Genomic DNA, 19,586 nt, shown 5'->3' with positions numbered 1-19,586 from the left:
GGGAACCCTCCGTAACTGTTGGGTCGGCCCTAGCAAGAATTGCACAAGCGTTCAATAAATCCGACCGCCCTGCCCCAGATGACGCAGCGTCGCCCTTAGTTCACAGTCTAGTTCACTGGCCCCAGCGCGCGCATTGCCGCGTACTGCGTCAGATAGACATCACCGGACAGGTGAACCAGAAAATCGGTGCGCTGCAGACGGTCCATCACCGGGCCCTTGACCTCGGACAAGCTGAGCGTGATGCCGCTGTCAGAAAGCTGCCGTTCCAGCTCTTCCAGCGTTTCAAGGGCAGAAAGGTCAATCTCGTTCACCGCCGAGCACATCAGGACCACGTGTTTCAACCCTCCACGACCGGTGCGCTCTAGCAGATAGTCCTCGATATAGCGCGCATTGGCGAAATAGAGGTTTTCATCCAGCCGCAGCGTGACCAGCTCGGGATGAGTAAGTACGTTATGCCGGTCGATGTTCCGGAAATGCTGGGTGCCCGGCACCAAGCCGACCTCGGCGATATGCGGACGCGAGGTTTTGTAAAGATAGAGTACGATCGACAGGACGACACCTGCAGATACGCCAATCTCAACCCCGAAGCCCAAGGTCAGCAGAATGGTGGCCAGAACCGCGGTGAAATCCGCGCGGTGATAGCGCCATGTGGCTTTCAGGATGTGGAAATCCACCAGCCCCAGCACCGCCACGATGATCGTTGCGGCCAGCGTCGCTTTTGGAAGGAAATACAGAAGCGGGGTCAGGAACATGGCGGCCAGCAGGATACCGATGGCCGTGAAGGCCCCGGCGGCTGGGGTTTCGGCCCCTGCATCGAAGTTCACGACCGAGCGGGCAAAGCCACCTGTGACTGGATAGCCGCCGGACATGGCCGCTGCGATGTTCGAGGCGCCAAGGCCCACCAGTTCCTGATCCGGCACGATGCGCTGGCGCTTCTTCGCGGCCAACGTTTGCGCGACCGAGATCGATTCAACGAAGCCGATGATCGAGATCAGAAGCGCCGAGCCAAACAGGCTGGTCCACAGATCCGCATCAAAGCTGGGCATGGTCAGGGGCGGCAGGCCTTGTGGCACGTCGCCCACGATGGCAACGCCCTTCGACTGCAGATCAAAGCCCCAGCTGATCAATGTGGTCACCACCACGGCGCCCACGGGACCTGCTTTGGCCAGACTGCCGGCCAGACGGTCACCAAGCCCAAGGGACATCAACAGGGGTTTCAGCCCCTTTCGCACCCAGAACAGGAACGCGACTGAGGCTGCACCGATCACCAGCGTGATCAGATTGGTCTGCCCCAGATGTGCAAACAGCGAGCCAAACAGGTTGATCAGGGAATGGCCATGCGCCTCGATCCCAAGAATGTGCTTCAGCTGACTGGTGGCGATCAGCAGGCCCGAAGCCGTGATGAACCCAGCAATCACCGGGTGACTTAGGAAATTCGCCAGAAAGCCCAAACGGAACACGCCCATGACCAGCAGGATCAGGCCGGATAGAAAGGCCAAAGTGATCGCGGCGGCGATATAGTCGGCTTGGCTGGGCAGATCGAGGTTCCCGACCGCGGCAGCGGTCATCAGGCTGACCACTGCGACCGGCCCAACGGCCAGCGCCCGCGACGTTCCGAAAATTGCATAGGCGACCAAGGGCAGGATCGAGGCATAGAGCCCCATCTCGGCCGGAAGACCCGCCAGAAGTGCATAAGCCAAAGACTGCGGAATCAGCATGATCGTGACGATCACCGCTGCCAACAAGTCGGCCGAAAACGCCCCCTGATCGTAGCGGCGCCCCCAGTCCAGCAAAGGCACAAATTGTCCCAGGGCAGCGCCACGCGCCGCCATAGCCTTGATCACGTTCATGGCAAATTTCCGTTTATTTCAAACCGGTTGGCAGATACCAGACCGGATTAACTGTTTGCGAGGGTCCACAAAATTTCGCAGCGCGTACCGGTCCGGCAATAGGCAAAAACCGGGCCGTCCGCAGCTTCCATCGCAGCCTGGAACGGCTCTTTCATGGCGATGGCGTCTTCGCGCGATGCCACCGGCAGGAAGACGGCCTTCAAGCCCGCAGCCTCGGCCTCGGTCTTGACGTCTTCCCATGACGGCTGACCGGGATCCTCACCATCCGGGCGGTTGCACATCAGGACGGTAAATCCCTGATCGCGGATGGCTTTCACATCTTCGACCGCAATCTGATGCGACACCGTGATGGTGTCATCCAGTTTCTTGGTTTGCATTGGAACCTCTTAAAGCGCGTTAACGGGAACCTTCAGGAAGGTTTTTCCGTCCTCATCTGCGGGGGGCATTTCGCCCGCACGCATGTTGACCTGAAGCGAAGGAATAATCAGGCGTGGCATATCCAGTTGAGCGTCCCGTTCGGTACGGAACTTCACGAACTCTTCGCGAGTCTTTCCGGCACCAACGTGAATGTTGTGCTCTTTTTCATCTACCACGGTGGTCTCCCACTGAATGTCACGGCCATTGGGGCCGTAATCGTGGCACATGAATAGACGGGTTTCGTCCGGCAATGCCAGAACCTTCTGGATCGAGTCATATAGGATGCCCGCATCCCCACCCGGGAAATCGGCACGGGCCGAGCCCCCATCCGGCATGAACAGTGTGTCGCCCACGAATGCGGCATTCCCGACCACATGCACCATACAGGCGGGCGTATGGCCCGGCGTATGCATGGCAAATACGTCCATATTGCCGATTTTGTAGGTGTCACCGTCCTCGAACAAGGCGTCGAACTGGCTGCCGTCGCGCTGGAATTCGGTGCCTTCATTGAAGACCTTTCCGAACACGTCCTGCACAACGGTGATCTGGCTGCCGATGCCGATCTTGCCGCCCAGCTTTTGCTGGATATAGGGCGCTGCCGACAGGTGATCCGCGTGAACATGGGTTTCGATCAGCCACTCAAGCTTTAGCCCATTGGACTGGATATAGTCGATGATCTCATCCGCGTGCTCGTGCGAAATCCGGCCAGCGGCGTAATCGATGTCCATGACGCTGTCGATCACCGCACAGGCATCCGAGGTCGGATCTTTGACCACATAGGAAATCGTGTTCGAATCCGGCTCGAAGAAGGCTTTCACTTCGGGGATCAGGTCGGTGTTTACGGGATAGTCAGTCATGACATGTCCTTTCCTTGGGGCCCGGATTGGGATCCGGAGTTAGCTTGTAGTTGCGGCGTCGCGCTGTTGCGCGCTCCGCTGGATCATGAAGCGGGCGATGAAAATGCCCACGATGAATGAGGCCGTGAAGATCAGAACGTCCGGGTTGCCGGTCGACAGCACGGGAAGCGAGGCACCGGGGCAGAAGCCGGCCAGACCCCAGCCCAGACCAAAGGTGAAGGACCCGCCGATCAGACGGCGATCAATCAGTTTGGTGCCCGGCAAGGTAAAGCCATTGCCGAAGACCGGTTTGGGGCGTTTCAGCACCAGGAAATAGCCAGGCGCCGTGACCACAATCGCAGCACCCATCACGAAGATCAGGCTTGGGTCCCAAATGCCTGCAAAGTCGAAGAAGTTCAGGACTTTGGCAGGGTTGGCCATGCCAGAAATCGAGATACCAAGGCCGAAGATCAGGCCGATAACGTAGATGACGATCAACTGCATATCGGTCTCTCCTTACAGGCCAAAGATGTGGCGGGTGACAAACACCATGACGGTGATACCCGCCATGAAGCTAAGTGTGGCGACGAAGCTGCGCGGAGACAGGCGCGACATGCCGCAAACCCCGTGGCCAGACGTACAGCCCGACCCGTAGGTCACGCCGATCCCGACAATGACGCCGCCGACGATCATGGACAGCGTGCTGACGGGCACTTGGATCGCGGGAAACTCGCCAGCGATGAACAGATAGACAAGCGGGCCAGTTACCATTCCGGCCAGAATAGCCGCACGCCACGCCCAGTCGGCCGAGCTGCTGGGCTGCATGAAGCCAGTCAGAATGCCGGTCGCCCCCAAAATGTTGCCGCGCACCCACATCAAAAGCACCGAGGCCAAGCCTATCAAGGCACCTCCGAGCGATGCTGCCAGCGGTGTGAATTCAGTTTCGATCATGTCATGCCTCACCAGGATTTCTGTTCGCGTGTTAAACTTAGGACGCCCATTCGGGCAGGACAAGAGTTACATTCACTTTTTTGAATGTTTTTTCTCTCGACCCTGCGTCAAGCAAAAGCCCCGCGCATCATTGCGACACGCGGGGCCTTGGTTTTCAAGCCAAATCGACGTTACTCGGCGATTGCTTCCTGTACGATTCCATCCAGAAGTGCTTGGACTTTCTGCATTTCGCCTTCTGGATAGGTGCGATATCCAATGCGCACCTCGCCATTCGTGTCGGTCACGAAGATGCTGTAGGGACAGAACGAGATGTTGGCGGCGTCTGCCTCCATCACTTCGCGGCTGATTTTGGCCGAGCAGAACAGGAAAATGTCCGCGGCTTCAAAAATCGTCACGTCCGAACCCACATCGCCCTTGGTGCGTTCAAGCATATCGCCAGTGTGGCTGACATAGTCGATGACCAACCCCTGCCCCACAATGGCCGTTTCAACCGCAAAGGTCGCGTCATCGAAGTCACCATTGAACGCATAAGTGATGGCGTGATCGCTCATCTGTTTACCGTGACCGTCAGCAAAAGCTGGGGCGGTCAGTGCGGCCACGGCAACAAGAGCCGTTCCAAGAATATTGCGCATAAGTTTTCCTCCTGAATTGAGGGCCGTTCGCGCAAAGCCCCTTGCATGAAACGGGGTCCGGACAACCGGACCCCGCGTTGATCTAAACATATTCGCCCGCGCGAATATTAGCAAGGAAATCAGCCAAACATGTCCGAGGTAATCCCGGCATACCAGCCGACGCTTTCCTCGTAGGTGGCCTGACGCAATTCCGCGTCTTCTCCAACCTGGCTGATGAAGCCGTCGACCTTGGCGATCTTTTCGTCCGTAGCTTCATAGCTTGCGCCCACTTTCACGCCATCATTGTCGTTGATCAGCGACCAACAGGTGTTGGTGAATTTGGCCGGGAACAGCTTCGACCCGGTCAGCGCCGAACGTACGGCCATTGCGGCGACTTTTGCCTGGCTGTTGGCCGCAAAGCCCGATTTCGGCATGTCACCTTGCGACGAGGCATCGCCCAACACGTGAATATTTTCATCCACGCGGCTTTGCATCGTGTGCGGGTTGACCGGCGCCCAGTTGCCCTCGGTGATGCCCGCCATGTCACAGATCTTGCCCGCTTTCATGGCCGGGATAACGTTACAGACGTCGACCTTGGTGACTTCGCCGTCGATGGTCACCGTCATGTCATGCGGATTGACCGAGACATTGCCACCGCCAAAGTCGCCACCAATCCAGTCGATCATACCGTCATAGTGACGCGACCAGCCGTCCTGAAACAGTCCCATCTTCGAGAACTTCTCTTTCGGGTCCGCAATGATGATTTTCGCCGTCGGGTTCTTTTCCTTCAGGATGTGCGCGATCATCGAAATCCGCTCATACGGCCCAGGAGGGCAGCGGAACGGGTTGGGCGGCGCCACCATTGCGAAGGTGCCCCCTTCTGGCATGGCCTCGACCTGTGCTTTCAGAAGCTCAGATTGCGAACCTGCCTTATAGGCGTGCGGCATGGCGTTCTGATGGGTCACGTCCCAGCCATCAACAGCGCCATCGACAAAGTCGATGCCCGGCGACAGAACTAGACGGTCATAGTTCAGCGTCGCCCCACCAGCAAGCGACACAGTGCGTGCCTCGCGGTCGATGCCAATGGCCCAGTCATGCACGACGTTGATGCCGTAGTCCGACGCCAGCTTGCCATAGCTGTGCGCGATCGACCCCAGCTCGCGGAAACCCGCCATATACAGGTTCGAGAAGAAGCAGGTGTAATAGCTGCGGCTGGGTTCCACCAAGGTGACCTCGATCTCGCCCTTGGAATCCTTTGCAATATAACGCGCAGCCGTCGCACCACCTGCACCGCCGCCAACCACGACAACCTTCGGCTTGCCGTGGCCAGCCGCATGCACCATCGGCGCAGCAAGAGTTGTTGCCGCAGCACCGGCGGCCGCCCCTCCCATAAATAAACGTCTGTTAATCTTCATATCTTCCTCCCTGATTGGCCGTGAAAACGCACAGCCTTCGCGTGCCATAGATTTGTTAAATCTATGTATCGTGCATTACGGTTCGACCGCTTCAAAGTAAGCTGCCAACGCCGCAATTTCGTCATTGGACAAACGTCCCGCCATCATCTGCATCACGGGATGCGGGCGGTACTTGTCCTTGTAAGCATGCATGGCGATCACGAAATCTTCGGCGGGCCAGCCGATAATGCCGGGAATGCCGTCATTATCGCCCGTCAACTGGTGACAGGACGTGCATTCCGATGACAGGTATTCGCCATATTCCGGATCGCCTTGAATGGCCAAAATGGACGGATCAACGTCGTGGTCAGTGCCCGCCACGGTGGGCGCTGCTTCCGGAATATCGCCCGGATTATCCGAGTACCGACGCAGGAACGCCAGCAGGTCAGCCCGCTTTTGTTCGTCTTTCAAACCACGATAGGACATGCGCGTGTCGGACGCAAAAGCCTTGGGGTTTTCGATATAGCGATCCAGAAGATCAAACTCCCAAATCAGGCCATCTTTGCCCATGCGCGCCAGCCCCTTGGAGTAATTGAACCCCTCTTCCGATCCAGCGCGGCGTCCAAAAATTCCGTTTAGGTGTGGGCCAACCCGGTTCTTCGCATCCTTACCAATCGCGTGGCAGGATTTGCACTCACCCCAAAGTTTTTCACCATCAGCAGCATTGCCGATTTCATTTGAAAAAGAAGGCGTTGAGGCGCATATCGCAACCGTCAGCCCAATCGCAGCGTTTCTAATCCAGTTCATGCGGACACTTTAAACGGCAAGGCTCATCCACTCAATAATAATCATATACAAATGCATGCATAAGCGGAAATTATGTTGCGCATTAACAGAACGGGCGCTGCATCCTCTGCAGCGCCCGCTTCTCATCATTATAAGCGGTCAGATTACTGACTGTGCGACTTCAGGAATTCCAGGATCGCGGCGATGTCAGCGTCTTTCTTCAGACCCGCAAAGGACATTTTGGTGCCCTTCATGTACTTCTTCGGGTTGGCCAAATAGGCTGCCAGTTCGGCTTCGTCCCAAACCAGACCACCTTCTGCGGCAGCCAGCATCGGCTTCGAGTACTTGAACCCGTCAACCGTACCCGCGGCGCGACCATAGACACCCGTCAGGATCGGGCCGGTGCCGTTTTTGGCGCCGTCGCCAACCTTGTGGCAGGCCTTACATTTCTTGAAGACCTTTTCGCCCTTGGCGACCAGTTCGGCATCTAACGCCATCGCAGGTGCGGCTTCTTCGGCGGCAGGCTCTTCTGCTGCGGCCTCGGTGACTTCAGCTTCGGCTGGCGCGGCAGCGGCTGCAGCCGTCCCCATCACAGCCTGGCTGATCGGCGTCGCATCCGTGCCCGAGTTCGGGTCGCCCGGGAACACCACGGTGGTGGTGATCTCGACCGCGCCCGACTTACAATCGCTCATGCAGCGGTTGGTGTATGTGCCGTACTCGGTCGCTTCACGATCATCAACGATGAAGCCTTCGGCGTTCGGCATTGCGACATCCAGGAAGGTCTCTTTAGACAGGACGAAATCGTCGTCGACCAAGTCGTTCGAGTAAAGGATATAAGCCACGATTGCATAGACATCGTCATCCGACAGTGTACCAGCCGCGCCAAACGGCATCGAGCGGCGCACATAGTCGAAGGTCGTCGACAGGTAGGGCCAGTAGGAACCAACCGTCTTCAGCGGATCTTCGTGGTCAAGCGTGTCGGCACCACCAGCCAGTTTCGGCCAGTTGCCCGCACCTTCGGCGAACTCGCCGTGGCACACCGCACAGGCTTCCGCGAAGACTTCTTCACCGGTCCAAACATCGCCCTTACCTGCAGGCAGGTTCGATCCGTCCGGGAACACATCAAGGTTCCACGCGGCGATCTCGGCGTCCGTTGCGGCGCGTCCAAGGCCCAGCTTTTCAGCCATCGCGGGGGCGGCGGTCAAAGCGGCAACAGATGCTGCCATCAGGAATTTAGGAAACTTCGACATTGTTTGCCTCCCCGTTTGCGTTGACGTGCCACGTCTGGATGCAGTTGTTGTGATAGATCGAGTTCAGGCCACGCACTTCGCGCAGTTGCGCCTTGGTGGGCTGAACATAGCCAGTGTCGTCCATCGCACGCGATTGAACGAACATCTCGGATCCATCCCAGTTGATGTCCAGATAGAAGCGGGTCAGCGCCATCGGCTTGCCCGGCTCGGCCAGACGGGCCTCTTGCCAGGTCACACCACCATCCAGCGACACGTCGACAGCGGTGATTGCACCGCGGCCCGACCATGCCAGACCGGTGATGACCAGCGGGCCTTTGCCGTGCTTGATCGGCATTTGCGGGCTGGGGCTGGTGACAACGGATTTCGCGTCCATCGCCCACGTCCACTTGCGCGAGGTACCGTCTTCCAGCGTGTCGGTGTATTTCGAGGTCTCTTCGCGGCTTTCAACCGGCTTATCCATCACTTCGATGCGCCGCAGCCATTTGACCCACATGTTGCCTTCCCAACCGGGAACAACCAGACGGACCGGATAGCCATGCTCCATGCGCAGGGCTTCGCCGTTGGCTTTGAACGCGACCATACAGTCATCCAGCGCCTTCTCCATCGGGATCGAGCGGCCATTCGACGAGGCATCCGCGCCTTCGACATAGACCCATTTGTCCTTCAGGTCGCCAGCAGCGTCCAGACCAGCCTCTTCCAGCAGAGTGCGCAGGCTGACGCCGGTATATTCCATGTTGTGGATCATGCCGTGGGTGTACTGCGCGCCGTTCAGCTGCGAGCCCGCCCATTCCATGCCGGTATTGGCCGCACATTCCAAGAAGAAGGTCTGCTGCGCACGCGGGAACCGCTCAAGGTCTTCATAGGTGAACACCAGCGGCGTATCGACCAGACCGTTGATCATCAGACGGTAGTCTTCTTTCTTCAGCGTGATCGCGCCCGAGTGGTGGCGTTCGAACGCGCAGCCCTGCGGGGTGATCGTGCCATCCAGCGCGTGGATCGGCGTGAAGTTGATCGAGGAAATCGTGTCGGCGGTCAGCCATTCCACGTTGCGACGGATCACGTCGCCTTCGAACTCGATCGGCATACCGTAAGGCGTGGCGTCGACGCCCTCGCCCAGACCGGATGCCCATTCCTGTACTTCGGTGATCAGCGGATCGCCTTCGGCGCGGGCAGCACCGGCAGCGCCCAGGGCAGCACCCGTTGCAGCGGCCCCTTTCAGGAAACCGCGACGCGAGGTCCCGGTGCCTTTGGTTTCAGTCGACATATGTCAAACCTCCTATTTGGCTGTTTGGCTAAAAGTGTCCCGCCGCCCTGCCCCTTAGGCCCGACGGCGGGTGTTCAATGACTTACGCGCCCACCACCTGGACCGAGTTGTTCGGATCCAGCTTGATGGTGCCTTGTTTCTTGATATGGCTTTCGACCACATCCCAGATCTGCGGCCCTTCCGTGCCTTCGTTGACCGAGGCCCAGCCCGCAACCACATAGGTCTTCGAGGGGTCGATCTTCTCGCCGGTTTTCAGAAGGGTCATGTCGGTGATGCGTTCGCCCTGCGGCTTCGAGATGTCGATGCGATAGCCCATGCCACCGATGCGCACCATGTCGCCGCCCTGCTGATAATAGGGATCAGGGTTGAACAGGTTGTCGCCCACGTCTTCCAAAATGGTGTGGATGAATTCCCCTGTCATTTCAGTCCGGTACGCCTCGCCATAAGACATCGAGGTTACGTTCCAGATGTCTTCGCGGGTGATCGCCTGACCGGGCAGGATCGACGGCCCCCAACGCACGCCGGGCGACATGGCAATGTCAGCCTCGCGTTCATTGATCAGCGCGTCACAGATCAGGTCATCCCAGCTGCCATTGAAGTTACCGCGACGATACAGAAGCGAGTCGGTGTGGCCGATGACCTCTTCCAGCTCGGCCTTATAGGGCGCGCGCTGGTCGTCAATCAGCTTGGTGATCGTGGCATCCGGCGTAATGACGTCTGCGAAGATCGGGATCAGCTTGTGGCGGATGCCCATCATCTTGCCATCGCGCACGTCCAAGTCGACGCGGCTGACAAATTTCGAGTTCGAGCCCGAGGCGATGATGAAGGTTTGCTCGACCTGTACCGGCTCGGGCAGCGCGTCATGGGTGTGGCCCGACAGGATCACGTCGATGCCCGTCACTTTGGTGGCCATTTTCTTGTCGACGTCAAAGCCGTTGTGGCTGAGAACAACGACCAGTTCAGCCCCGGCGGCGCGCACTTCGTCGACCATCGCTTGCATGTTTTCGTCACGGATACCGAACGAGTATTCCGGGAACATCCAGCGCGGGTTGGCGATCGGCATATAGGGGAAGGCCTGACCGATCACGGCCACCTTCACGCCACCGCGTTCAAAGAACTTGTAAGGTTTGAACAGTTCGGCAGGCTCGTCCCACTCGGCGTCAAAAATGTTCTGGCCGAGAGCGGCGAAAGGCAAATTGCCAACGATCTCTTCAACACGCTCCGTGCCCAGCGTGAATTCCCAGTGGAAGGTCATCGCATCGGGCTTAAGCGCGTTCATCACGTTGACCACGTCCTGACCTTCTGTGTGGTGACAGGTATACGAGCCGTGCCACGTGTCACCGCCGTCCAACAGCAGCGCATCGGGGCGCTCGGCGCGAATGGCGTTCACGACGGTCGCTACGCGGTCCATGCCACCGACCTTGCCATAGGCCTGCGCCAGCGAGGTAAAATCGTTATAGGTCAGAGCATACGCATTGGGCGAGCCATCCTCGATCCCGTAAACCTTACGGAAATCCGCGCCAGTCACGTGCGGCATCTGGCCGTTGGCCGCGCCGACACCCAGATTAATCTCGGGCTCGCGGAAATAGATCGGTTTCAACTGGGCGTGGATGTCAGTGATGTGGATCAGGCTGACATTGCCAAACGTGTCGAACTTCAGAAGATCGTCTTGCGTCAATGCCTGCTGGGCAGCCAGTTTGGCCCAGTTGCCAAAGCCCGACGTGCCGTAAAGCGCAGACGCAGCCATCGAAACCTGAAGAAAGTCGCGGCGAGAAATCATGAGCGGTTATCCTTGGTTTTCATCCCCCTGCACGCCTCACCCATGCCGAGGTTTGAATGTGTTCGAGTAAAGAAAACCCCGCCAGGCACGCGCCAGGCGGGGTCTATGATTTAGTTGCGAACCGACGGGCCTTCGACCGACAGACCATTGCCGCGCGAGGCGACATACAGTTCCAGAGCGATAAACTCTTCCGAACCCGGGTTGTAGGTGTGGGCGCGCGTGTCACGTACACAGCCTTTGAAGCGCGAATGCACCCCGTTCAGCTTGGCATTTTTCAGACGATACGTCGGGAAACCGTTGATTTGACCCTGCGACAGGTGGTCGGCGCGGATCATGTTGCCATAGTTGTCTTCGTGACAATTTGCACAGCTCATTTCCAGCTGGCCAGTGCGGGTATAGTAAAGCTCTTTGCCCATCTCCCACATTGCCTCGACCGGGCCGTCAATGGCCACGTTCACGGGCATCCCACGCGACACAGAGGCCAGCAAGGCTTCCACATTGATCGCGGCGGTCGCGTCATACTTCCACGGCTCGGCGCCCATTGCGTTTTCACGGCAATTGTTGACCGCCATCTGAAGGGTATGGACCGTCTCGGCCTGATCATTCCACTTCGGATACACGGCTTTCACGCCTGCCATTTCCTCGGGCTCGCCGTGACAATCCGCACAGGATTTTCCTTTCGAACCGTCCACGGTGTTCCAGATTTCGATGCCTTCCTCGACGCCCAGCATACCGGGATTGTCGAAGTCATCCATCTGCATTTCCTGGGTCTGATCCGACCGGAAACGCCAACCTGAAAGAACCTCGTCCAGCGCATCCGAAAGATGCGCAGGTGCTGCGGTTTTGGTTACAATGTCGATCTCGCCATTGATGGTGAGCTCAGCGCTTTCATCGGCTGTTGCGGCGGCTGCCCCGAAGATGGTCGAGGCAGCTACAAGTGCTGCGATGCCTTTTTTCATTATGTTCTCCTCCCTGCGCTGACCTCAAGCGATCGCGATCGGCTTTGTCGTCTCGTAGACATCACCATCGTCGTCATACCAAGTGAATTTGAACTCACCGGCTTCGTCGACTTTGGCATCGAATTCTACATAGGGGTTGGTCGAAATCGCTGGTTCCAGCGTTACATCGATAACCATCTTGCCGTTCAGCTCGCATGTGAAACGGTTGATGATCGAACGCGGGATGAGGTTGCCCTCTTTATCCTTGCGCTGACCCGATTCCATCTTGTGGCTGATCAGGGTTTTCAGGGTCACGACCTCGCCGGCAGCAGCCGTCTTGGGGACCTTTACGCGGGGTTTTGCACCTTTTGCCATATCTCAGATCTCCTAATTTAGCCGCCGCAGCCGCCGATGGTGACTTTCACGGTCGACGACGCTTTTACGAAGCTTCCATCTGCCATTTTGGCAATAGCAACAACGTCTTGCGTGCCAGCCAGACGAATACGGGTCGATGCCGACTGCGAGCCGGCGGCTTCACCGAAGGTGAACTGAGCGACACCCGGGGTCGGGTTGCCGGCAGCCAACAGCAGAATCGATACGGCACCGGGGGCGTCGACCGAAACTGGAACAGTGTTGCCGTTCTCTGCGATTTCCGGCGCGGTCAGGGTGATCCCACCTTCGCCGGTTTCAGCGCCGCCCGTGAAGGCCGCGACGGCCTCGTCTGCAGCAGCCAGTGCGCGCATCGGCAACATGGCAACGGCGGTCGCGCCGAGCCCAAGTGCCAGAGCATCACGTCGAGTGAATTTCATCTCTAGTCTCCTGTGAGTGTATTTCTATGCCCCGATCCGCTCAGTCTTTGAGCGTCATCAGATAGGCAACAACATCTTCGATCTGCTGAGCACTCAGCAGTGGTTCGACGTCACCTTCATGGGCCTTGCCGGTGTAGGCATTGCCAAGGCGAATAAAACCTTCGGTCTTGTAGAAAGATGGCATCATCGAATCTTCGAATGTCATCTTGGCATCTACAAGAATTCCACGTAGCTCTGCTTCGCTCCAGCGGTCACCTGCCCCGTCCAGCATAGGACCAACTTCGCCGTGAAACGGCACGTCAGCCAGATCTGTAATTTCGTGACACGCAACGCAGTTGCCCTGCGACTTTGTCGATACGACCTTTGCGCCTTCTACAGGATCACCTGCAGCGCCGGTCAGCGATTGGGCCACGGCCCCTTCTTCGAATGCGACGGCGGTGGGTGCCACCGTCTCGGCGTTTGCCGCTCCCAGCCCTGCTATAAGCAAGGTGCAAAGCGTGATCGTTGTCCGCTTCATGTTTCCTCCCAAAACCGTTGTGCGGCCAAACTACGCAGGTGAACCAAGTTTCGCAACATCAAATTCCGTTATTTGAATTATTATTAAGTTGCGCCAAATGAGGCGCTTCCGGTTCTGTTGTTTTAAAATACTGACCAAACCAGTCAGAAAAGTCGCTTAACCGACACTTCCGAGCACTGGAAATGCCTCGAGCAGCCATTGGCCAATCCGGTTGACCTGCCCTGACACAATCAAGATTGCAAACAGGATCAGCATCGCACCCATGACCTTCTCGACCCATGGCAGATACTTTCGATTGCGCCCGACCCAAGCCAGAAACGGGCGCGCAAACATCGCCGCGAGCACGAAGGGCAGCGTCATGGACAGGCCATACACTGCCAACAAAAGCGTCCCCCGCCACAGATCCCCCATCCCGCTTGCAATCATCAGGATCGAGGCCAGCGCAGGCCCAACACAGGGCGTCCAGCCAAAGCCGAATGCCAACCCCATCAAATAGGCGCCGAGGATCGAGCTGGGTTGTGTGGGCCCATCCAGGCGCGCCTCACGGTACAGGAAAGGGATTCGCATGATGCCCAGAAAATGCAGCCCGAAGAGCACCAAAATGGCCGCGCCCAGATAACTGAGCTCCTGCTGATACTGCGCAAACGCCGCCCCGAGGGCCGTCGCCCCCAGACCCAGCAGCATGAAGATCGAGGTCACACCGAATGCAAACGCAATCGCCGCAATGACCAGCCTGCGCTGGGCACCAGGGTTGATCTTGCCCTCGCCGGTCAACTCAGTCATCGACAGACCGGCCATATAGCACAGGTAGAACGGCACCATCGGCAGGATACAAGGCGAGAAGAACGACAAAAGCCCCGCAAGCGCCGCTCCGGCAAAGGATATATCCAGCATCAGGGCTTCCTTGAAATTAGAACATATTCAATTTATCTATTGCATGAGACGAAGGTCAACCAATTGTCAAGAAGTGGGCTCCGTGATGCGGAAAGTTACTTTAAGTTTGCTGTCTACTGCCCTGATTGGGTTTGTTTTTGCCGCACAGGCAGCCGAATTGATCATGGTGGAAGAGCCCGGCTGCGCGTGGTGCGCAAAATGGGAAAGTGAGCTTGGCGACATCTATCCGAAAACCGCAGAAGGCAAATACGCCCCCCTGCGCAAAGTTGTTCTGCACGACCTGAAGCGATCGGATGGACAAGAAAGGCGTGGCGTCATACCGACGACACCCGTCGTCTTCACCCCTACTTTTCTGCTGGTCGAAGATGGCAAGGAAATTGCCCGCCTGCAGGGCTATCCGGGTGAAGATTTCTTCTGGGGTCTCTTGGAGCAGATGCTGCTTGAGAACACCGATTACGTGACGCCAACGGACGATCAGAGCGGAAGCTGAGATACGCTGAACGCCTTAGTTTCAATGCTATTGCAGCCAGAACACGACTTGATCATCTGGCTGCGACGGCGATTGCAAAAATATCCACCTCCTATTATTAGGGGGCCAGTAACAGTAATGGACCACAAGGACCCTTTGAAATGGCACTGCCCGTCATAAAGGAAGACATGTCAAACGAAGAGCTGGACAAAATGATGACCAGCGCGTGCGACGCATCGACCCTTCTTAAGGCTATCAGCCATGAGGGACGCTTGATGATCCTCTGCCATCTTGTCACAGGCGAAAAATCCGTGACCGAGCTGGAAAAGCTGCTGCACGCCCGTCAGGCCGCCGTGTCGCAACAGTTGGCCCGCCTGCGCCTTGAAGGTCTTGTGACGCCGCGTCGCGAAGGCAAAACGATCTATTACTCGCTGACAGATGATCGTCCGCGGCGTATCTTGGAAGTGATATACGAGCTGTTCTGCTCGATCGACACAGCACCGGCTTCGGAACTTCCTAAAGCGGCTGAATAACAGCCCCCTTCGCAAGCCTGTCCAACGCCAACTGGAATTGTGAGGTTCCATGTACGACTGGATCAGCGATGCTTCTCTTGCCGCAATTGTTGGATTGATCGGCGGTGTCCTGCTGGGTCTTGCCGCCCGCTTGGGCCGTTTTTGCACATTAGGCGCCATCGAGGACGCGCTTTATGCGCACTCTGGGTTGCGTATGCGCATGTGGGGTGTGGCGATCGGTGTCGCGATGATCGGCAGCCATGTGCTGATCGCAACCGGACATCTGCCCGCAGCCGAGGCGACTTATCTGCGCATCGGTTGGAACCCGATGGCCTCGATCATCGGTGGCCTTCTGTTTGGCTACGGCATGGCTTTGTCCGGAAACTGTGGCTTCGGCGCACTGGCGCGGCTGGGTGGTGGAGACCTTCGGTCGTTCGTTATCGTACTGGTGATGGGGTTGTCGGCCTATGTGGCCATCTCTGGCCCCCTGTCTGGCCTGCGTGTCGCGATCTTTCCTGAGAACCCGGTTGACGCAAACGCCCTGCCCTCGCTCGCCTTCGCAATCGAACGCGTTAGCGGCCTGACGGCATCTTCGGTCGGGATCATCGCGGGGGCGCTTCTGTTGGTCGCCATGCTCGCCAATACCGAGCTGCGCCACGCCAGGACCGAGCTGATCTGGTCCGCCGTCGCAGGCATCGCTGTGGTCATCGGCTGGGGCGGGACCGCATGGGTTCTGGAACACGGCTTTTCGGCCATTCCGGTGGAAAGCCACACCTATTCGGCCCCGCTTGGTGACATGATGATTTATCTGATGACATCGTCCGGCAACAATCTGAACTTCGGTGTCGGATCCGTGGTCGGCGTTCTGGCTGGCGCCTTCATCGGCAGCCTGTTCAAAGGCCATTTCCGCTGGGAAGCCTGCGAAGACCCGCGCGAGCTGAAACGTCAGATTGGCGGGGCGGTGATCATGGGCTTCGGTGCCGTGATTGGATTTGGATGCTCGATCGGGCAAGGCCTGTCCGCCTTTTCGATCCTTTACTACGGGGCACCCGTAACGTTTTTGGCCATAATTGCCGGGGCCTGGCTGGGCCTACGTCAATTGATCCAAGGCTTTGCAGTGGCCGAGTGACCTATCCCTGCTACAAACGTCTCTTTTCGCCCTTTCCACCCTGTTTCGCTCGGGTTAGTGTCCGCGCCGAACCGCAGGGCGACGCTGTCCGTCAGCCCCCTGCCTTGATGCGCGAACACAGGACGGATTGCCGATGAGCAGCTTCACCCCCAGCCCGGACCACGCGGGTGAATTCCGTCAAGCCTTGGGGCAGTTTGCAACCGGCGTGACCGTAGTCACGGCTGCGTCGGAAACCGGGCCGATCGCCATGACCGTGAACAGTTTCACGTCGGTCTCGCTAGATCCACCGCTTATCCTGTGGTGCCCGGCGCACGTGTCAGAACGCCACGACGCCTTCATCGCGGCATCCCACTTCGCCATTCATGTCCTGAAAGAAGACCAGACCGGGATTGCCCGCCATTTCGCCATGAACGGCGCGGATTTCTCGCCGGTCGACCTGATCCATGGCGCGCATGATGTCCCTTTGTTCGAGGATTGTCTGGCGCGGTTCGAATGCGCAACCCACACCGTCCACCCCGGCGGCGATCATTCGATCATGATCGGAGAGGTCCTGCGCGTCACGCTTGATCCCGGCGCCCCGCTGGCATTCCAAGCTGGGCATTTCGGTCGATTTACGCCAAACAGTTAAGCGTTACTGGATCTGGATCTGAGCGCGGTCGAACTTTGCCACGGTCTCGGCCCCGTCATCATAGACGATGCGGACCTCGACGGTTTCCACGGATTGAAGCGCGAACTGCTGATAGGGCAGAATATCGGTGACCTTCAGCCCGTTGGGCGTGGGTTCGTCCTCATAACAGGGTTCGGCATCGAACTGCGTTTCCTCTCCGCCGTTTACGCTGAAATGGATGGCCTCCAACCCGCAGCGCCACGCCAGCAGATGGGTGAAATACAAAAGATCCTGCCCGTTATATTCCCGCACGGCGACCCAATTCGCCTGCGTGGCATTCAAGATGGGGCGCACTTCCGCGGCTGTGGTGAATTTCTGCGCGGCCACCGGCGCGGCAGTTCCGACGCAAAGCGCTGTCATCGCAAGAAATTTACGCATCAACTCGTCCCTTAAATATCGCCCGGGGCACGCCTGCAAAACTGCCTGCGCCCTTCCAGACTCGTTTCATTCCTGCCTATACTGCCCCAAAGAACAGCGCGGGCAAAGCAGTGATGAAAAAAACCTCGGAACCGGCAGCCATGCCCACCACGACCGCGCCGAACGTCGTCATCGTCGCGCAGGACGGTCGTCTGGCCTACGAGGCGATCCTGTTTGCCGCCAGCTTGCGCCACAGCGATCCCGACTTCCAAGGCCGCCTTCTGGTCGCTGAACCCCAGCCCGGAGATCTGTGGCCCGACGACCCGCGCTTAAAGCCGCATATCCGCGAGACGTTGGAGGCGCTGGGGGCCGAGATCGTGCCTTTTGCGGCCCAGCAGTTCGGCCACCACTATCCCAATGGCAACAAGATCGAAGCGCTGGGGGCCCTTCCCGAAGGCGAGCCCTTCCTGTTCTTTGACACCGACACGGTGATCACGGGTAAGCTCTCCGAACTGCCGATCCCCTACACGCGCCCCTCGGCCTCGATGAAACGCGAGAACACGTGGCCCACGATTGAACTTTACGGCCCGGGCTATACCCAGACGTGGAAATCGCTCTATGACAAGTTCGGGCTGGATTTCGAGGCGTCCTTGGACCTCAGCCAGCCGGACGAATATTGGCAGCGCTACATGTATTTCAACGCAGGCTGGTTCTTCGGCCCCTGCCCGCGCGAATTTGGCCGTCGTTTCAAAGACTACGCCGTCGCGATCCACCATGACGGGCCAAAGGAATTGGTCTGCCAGACGCTCTATCCGTGGCTGGACCAAATCGCCCTGCCCCTTGTGATCTCAAGCTTTGGCGGAGGCCGCCCGGGACCAGAACTGGACGGTCTGGACGGCGATGTCAGCTGCCACTGGCGCATCCTGCCTTTGGCCTATGCCCGCGAGAGCGACCGCGCGATCGAGGTGATCGAGGTCGCCACCGCCCCCAACAAGATCAAGAAGGTTCTGAAGGAATACGACCCGATGAAACGGATGATCTTTCAGCGGCGCGGCCAGAAGGTGCGGGCCTTGTTTGACCGGGATAACCTGCCCCGCAAGGAAATGACGATCCGGAATACGATCAAGCGTGAAGGGTTTTGGATGCGGTGATTGGTTGGGTTTAGGCGGAATTGCATGAATTCTGATACGACATGCCTGCATTGAGCCCTAACAGATCGCATCGACCTCGGGTGAGTTGGCAGTTGCAGCATGGACATGCACGTCGCTTCCGACACTGGCGATGAGCTCTGTAAGAGACTGGTAGATCAGCGAATTTGGATTCGACTGCGCGTCAGTTTGGCACTCGGCGCATGTTCCGCGAGAATGCGTTCGACTTCTCTGCAAGTCGCGCTGTCGGCCTTTGGTCCAATCATCACTTCAAGCTCATTGATGGCTGAAGGCGCTAGTGGGATGAAGAGATCTCTTGCTTCGACCGGATACTTCTCGAGGTCGAGTGTCACTTTGTTGAAATACTCGTCGTCTGGGAACTGCGCCTCGAAATTGAGTGCTGCGATCTTGAAGCGCCACTCTTGTTCGTAGGACCAGAGTGTACCCTTCACCATACCAAGATCATAAGGGTAGAAATGCGCCGTGCCTGCGTGGCGATAGACCAGCGGGCGAATTCGGTAAGCGGGATCATCACTGTAATAGATTTTGTTGGGCCCGATAATGGCGCAGCTGTTTGTACTCATTGCCGGAGACTTCCGATTGATCGAGTGCGGGCTTTCGGCCGTGATCAAAGCACCGCCTTTCTCGAAAATCATTGGCTCCTTGCGTCCGACAAACATGTTCGACGGCAGCCTTAATCGCACGCCGCTGAAGTTTTGGCCATACATCGACCACATCGGGATTTGCTCTGCCTCAGCACCTGACCAGCATGAAACGAACACAGAACTGGCGGCGAGCGCCACGTCTGATGCCATAGCTTCCTCTGGGTCGTTAACTGTATCAAGACGAGCGAAACGAAGCGTGCGCGAAGCGAGGATATTCCTGAGGCTGTCTAAGGAGGTGTACTGATATAGTGCGGACGGAAGTTCTTCGATACCCATTACATCGAACATGAAATCGTCGGTGTAAAACCCTTCTGGTCTTTCAGAATACAAATGCTACCTCCA

Annotated in this window: 23 protein-coding genes; 5 read left to right on the top strand and 18 right to left on the bottom strand. The window is 57.8% G+C overall.

The window, feature by feature from the left end; genetic code table 11:
- Positions 1-107: 107 nt before the first annotated feature.
- From sulP to MWU53_RS04065, 16 genes are all read right to left on the bottom strand, one after another.
- Positions 108-1,850 (bottom strand): sulfate permease, encoded by a 1,743-nt coding sequence (gene sulP / locus MWU53_RS04140; RefSeq protein ID WP_247090772.1) that lies wholly within the window; start codon positions 1,848-1,850, stop codon positions 108-110.
- Positions 1,851-1,897: 47 nt separating this feature from the next.
- Entirely contained in the window at positions 1,898-2,227 is a 330-nt protein-coding gene (locus tag MWU53_RS04135) for a TIGR01244 family sulfur transferase (protein ID WP_247090770.1), read from the bottom strand.
- Between the two features lie 9 nt (positions 2,228-2,236).
- A complete protein-coding gene (locus MWU53_RS04130; protein WP_247090768.1) occupies positions 2,237-3,124 on the bottom strand; it encodes an MBL fold metallo-hydrolase in 888 nt (295 codons plus the stop codon).
- Between the two features lie 39 nt (positions 3,125-3,163).
- Positions 3,164-3,607 carry a DUF6691 family protein gene (locus MWU53_RS04125; protein WP_247090766.1) on the bottom strand — a complete coding sequence of 148 codons (444 nt, stop codon included), beginning with the start codon at positions 3,605-3,607 and terminating at the stop codon, positions 3,164-3,166.
- A 12-nt stretch (positions 3,608-3,619) separates the two neighbouring features.
- On the bottom strand, positions 3,620-4,054 hold the full coding sequence (locus MWU53_RS04120; protein WP_247090764.1) for a YeeE/YedE thiosulfate transporter family protein: 435 nt from the start codon (positions 4,052-4,054) through the stop codon (positions 3,620-3,622).
- A 170-nt stretch (positions 4,055-4,224) separates the two neighbouring features.
- Entirely contained in the window at positions 4,225-4,605 is a 381-nt protein-coding gene (locus MWU53_RS04115; RefSeq protein WP_247091743.1) for a DUF302 domain-containing protein, read from the bottom strand.
- 200 nt (positions 4,606-4,805) lie between these two features.
- Entirely contained in the window at positions 4,806-6,080 is a 1,275-nt protein-coding gene (locus tag MWU53_RS04110; RefSeq protein WP_247090763.1) for an NAD(P)/FAD-dependent oxidoreductase, read from the bottom strand.
- Positions 6,081-6,155: 75 nt separating this feature from the next.
- Positions 6,156-6,866: a c-type cytochrome gene (locus MWU53_RS04105; protein WP_247090761.1), complete on the bottom strand. Its 711-nt coding sequence runs from the start codon at positions 6,864-6,866 to the stop codon at positions 6,156-6,158.
- 143 nt (positions 6,867-7,009) lie between these two features.
- Positions 7,010-8,095, bottom strand: a complete 1,086-nt coding sequence (locus tag MWU53_RS04100; RefSeq protein ID WP_247090759.1) for a c-type cytochrome — start codon at positions 8,093-8,095, stop codon at positions 7,010-7,012.
- A complete protein-coding gene (gene soxC / locus MWU53_RS04095; protein WP_133488647.1) occupies positions 8,079-9,359 on the bottom strand; it encodes a sulfite dehydrogenase in 1,281 nt (426 codons plus the stop codon). The genes MWU53_RS04100 and soxC overlap by 17 nt, the downstream gene beginning before the upstream one ends.
- 82 nt (positions 9,360-9,441) lie before the next feature.
- Positions 9,442-11,139 (bottom strand): thiosulfohydrolase SoxB, encoded by a 1,698-nt coding sequence (gene soxB / locus MWU53_RS04090; protein WP_247090757.1) that lies wholly within the window; start codon positions 11,137-11,139, stop codon positions 9,442-9,444.
- Positions 11,140-11,249: 110 nt separating this feature from the next.
- Entirely contained in the window at positions 11,250-12,098 is an 849-nt protein-coding gene (gene soxA, locus MWU53_RS04085; protein ID WP_247090756.1) for a sulfur oxidation c-type cytochrome SoxA, read from the bottom strand.
- A 24-nt stretch (positions 12,099-12,122) separates the two neighbouring features.
- Complete coding sequence (gene soxZ / locus MWU53_RS04080; protein WP_247090754.1) at positions 12,123-12,452, bottom strand: thiosulfate oxidation carrier complex protein SoxZ; 330 nt, start codon at positions 12,450-12,452, stop codon at positions 12,123-12,125.
- Between the two features lie 17 nt (positions 12,453-12,469).
- Complete coding sequence (soxY, locus tag MWU53_RS04075) at positions 12,470-12,886, bottom strand: thiosulfate oxidation carrier protein SoxY (protein WP_247090752.1); 417 nt, start codon at positions 12,884-12,886, stop codon at positions 12,470-12,472.
- Positions 12,887-12,926: 40 nt separating this feature from the next.
- Positions 12,927-13,403 (bottom strand): sulfur oxidation c-type cytochrome SoxX, encoded by a 477-nt coding sequence (gene soxX / locus MWU53_RS04070; protein ID WP_247090750.1) that lies wholly within the window; start codon positions 13,401-13,403, stop codon positions 12,927-12,929.
- Positions 13,404-13,559: 156 nt separating this feature from the next.
- Entirely contained in the window at positions 13,560-14,297 is a 738-nt protein-coding gene (locus tag MWU53_RS04065) for a cytochrome c biogenesis CcdA family protein (protein WP_247090748.1), read from the bottom strand.
- Between the two features lie 85 nt (positions 14,298-14,382).
- On the opposite strand from MWU53_RS04065, the gene MWU53_RS04060 reads away from it, so the two are divergent.
- The 4 genes from MWU53_RS04060 to MWU53_RS04045 all read left to right on the top strand — a co-directional run bounded on the left by MWU53_RS04060 (position 14,383) and on the right by MWU53_RS04045 (position 17,035).
- Positions 14,383-14,787, top strand: coding sequence for a hypothetical protein (locus MWU53_RS04060; protein WP_247090747.1), 405 nt, complete (start codon positions 14,383-14,385; stop codon positions 14,785-14,787).
- Positions 14,788-14,927: 140 nt separating this feature from the next.
- Complete coding sequence (locus MWU53_RS04055) at positions 14,928-15,299, top strand: metalloregulator ArsR/SmtB family transcription factor (protein WP_247090745.1); 372 nt, start codon at positions 14,928-14,930, stop codon at positions 15,297-15,299.
- 49 nt (positions 15,300-15,348) lie between these two features.
- A complete protein-coding gene (locus MWU53_RS04050) occupies positions 15,349-16,407 on the top strand; it encodes a YeeE/YedE family protein (protein WP_247090743.1) in 1,059 nt (352 codons plus the stop codon).
- A gap of 133 nt (positions 16,408-16,540) precedes the next feature.
- Positions 16,541-17,035: a flavin reductase family protein gene (locus MWU53_RS04045; RefSeq protein WP_247090741.1), complete on the top strand. Its 495-nt coding sequence runs from the start codon at positions 16,541-16,543 to the stop codon at positions 17,033-17,035.
- A 3-nt stretch (positions 17,036-17,038) separates the two neighbouring features.
- On the opposite strand, the gene MWU53_RS04040 is transcribed toward MWU53_RS04045, so the two are convergent.
- On the bottom strand, positions 17,039-17,452 hold the full coding sequence (locus MWU53_RS04040; RefSeq protein ID WP_247090739.1) for a hypothetical protein: 414 nt from the start codon (positions 17,450-17,452) through the stop codon (positions 17,039-17,041).
- Between the two features lie 113 nt (positions 17,453-17,565).
- Between MWU53_RS04040 and MWU53_RS04035 the strand changes: the two genes are divergently transcribed.
- Positions 17,566-18,582 (top strand): hypothetical protein, encoded by a 1,017-nt coding sequence (locus MWU53_RS04035; protein ID WP_247090737.1) that lies wholly within the window; start codon positions 17,566-17,568, stop codon positions 18,580-18,582.
- 155 nt (positions 18,583-18,737) lie between these two features.
- Here the strand turns inward: MWU53_RS04035 and MWU53_RS04030 are convergent, their stop codons facing one another.
- A complete protein-coding gene (locus tag MWU53_RS04030) occupies positions 18,738-19,532 on the bottom strand; it encodes a DUF2971 domain-containing protein (RefSeq protein ID WP_247090735.1) in 795 nt (264 codons plus the stop codon).
- Between the last annotated feature and the right edge of the window lie 54 nt (positions 19,533-19,586).

The sequence above is a fragment of the Aliiroseovarius sp. S1123 genome, assembly GCF_023015885.1.
Classification (GTDB): domain Bacteria; phylum Pseudomonadota; class Alphaproteobacteria; order Rhodobacterales; family Rhodobacteraceae; genus Aliiroseovarius.
The sequence above is the reverse complement of the archived record's forward strand: the minus strand, read 5'-3'. Positions and strand labels throughout refer to the sequence as shown.

Bases quoted from the DNA above. Each gene is read 5' to 3' on its own strand.
- sulP (WP_247090772.1), bottom strand. From the start codon at position 1,850: ATGAACGTGATCAAGGCTATGGCGGCGCGTGGCGCTGCCCTGGGACAA.
- MWU53_RS04135 (WP_247090770.1), bottom strand. From the start codon at position 2,227: ATGCAAACCAAGAAACTGGATGACACCATCACGGTGTCGCATCAGATT.
- MWU53_RS04130 (WP_247090768.1), bottom strand. From the start codon at position 3,124: ATGACTGACTATCCCGTAAACACCGACCTGATCCCCGAAGTGAAAGCC.
- MWU53_RS04125 (WP_247090766.1), bottom strand. From the start codon at position 3,607: ATGCAGTTGATCGTCATCTACGTTATCGGCCTGATCTTCGGCCTTGGT.
- MWU53_RS04120 (WP_247090764.1), bottom strand. From the start codon at position 4,054: ATGATCGAAACTGAATTCACACCGCTGGCAGCATCGCTCGGAGGTGCC.
- MWU53_RS04115 (WP_247091743.1), bottom strand. From the start codon at position 4,605: ATGAGCGATCACGCCATCACTTATGCGTTCAATGGTGACTTCGATGAC.
- MWU53_RS04110 (WP_247090763.1), bottom strand. From the start codon at position 6,080: ATGAAGATTAACAGACGTTTATTTATGGGAGGGGCGGCCGCCGGTGCT.
- MWU53_RS04105 (WP_247090761.1), bottom strand. From the start codon at position 6,866: ATGAACTGGATTAGAAACGCTGCGATTGGGCTGACGGTTGCGATATGC.
- MWU53_RS04100 (WP_247090759.1), bottom strand. From the start codon at position 8,095: ATGTCGAAGTTTCCTAAATTCCTGATGGCAGCATCTGTTGCCGCTTTG.
- soxC (WP_133488647.1), bottom strand. From the start codon at position 9,359: ATGTCGACTGAAACCAAAGGCACCGGGACCTCGCGTCGCGGTTTCCTG.
- soxB (WP_247090757.1), bottom strand. From the start codon at position 11,139: ATGATTTCTCGCCGCGACTTTCTTCAGGTTTCGATGGCTGCGTCTGCG.
- soxA (WP_247090756.1), bottom strand. From the start codon at position 12,098: ATGAAAAAAGGCATCGCAGCACTTGTAGCTGCCTCGACCATCTTCGGG.
- soxZ (WP_247090754.1), bottom strand. From the start codon at position 12,452: ATGGCAAAAGGTGCAAAACCCCGCGTAAAGGTCCCCAAGACGGCTGCT.
- soxY (WP_247090752.1), bottom strand. From the start codon at position 12,886: ATGAAATTCACTCGACGTGATGCTCTGGCACTTGGGCTCGGCGCGACC.
- soxX (WP_247090750.1), bottom strand. From the start codon at position 13,403: ATGAAGCGGACAACGATCACGCTTTGCACCTTGCTTATAGCAGGGCTG.
- MWU53_RS04065 (WP_247090748.1), bottom strand. From the start codon at position 14,297: ATGCTGGATATATCCTTTGCCGGAGCGGCGCTTGCGGGGCTTTTGTCG.
- MWU53_RS04060 (WP_247090747.1), top strand. From the start codon at position 14,383: ATGCGGAAAGTTACTTTAAGTTTGCTGTCTACTGCCCTGATTGGGTTT.
- MWU53_RS04055 (WP_247090745.1), top strand. From the start codon at position 14,928: ATGGCACTGCCCGTCATAAAGGAAGACATGTCAAACGAAGAGCTGGAC.
- MWU53_RS04050 (WP_247090743.1), top strand. From the start codon at position 15,349: ATGTACGACTGGATCAGCGATGCTTCTCTTGCCGCAATTGTTGGATTG.
- MWU53_RS04045 (WP_247090741.1), top strand. From the start codon at position 16,541: ATGAGCAGCTTCACCCCCAGCCCGGACCACGCGGGTGAATTCCGTCAA.
- MWU53_RS04040 (WP_247090739.1), bottom strand. From the start codon at position 17,452: ATGCGTAAATTTCTTGCGATGACAGCGCTTTGCGTCGGAACTGCCGCG.
- MWU53_RS04035 (WP_247090737.1), top strand. From the start codon at position 17,566: ATGAAAAAAACCTCGGAACCGGCAGCCATGCCCACCACGACCGCGCCG.
- MWU53_RS04030 (WP_247090735.1), bottom strand. From the start codon at position 19,532: ATGTTCGATGTAATGGGTATCGAAGAACTTCCGTCCGCACTATATCAG.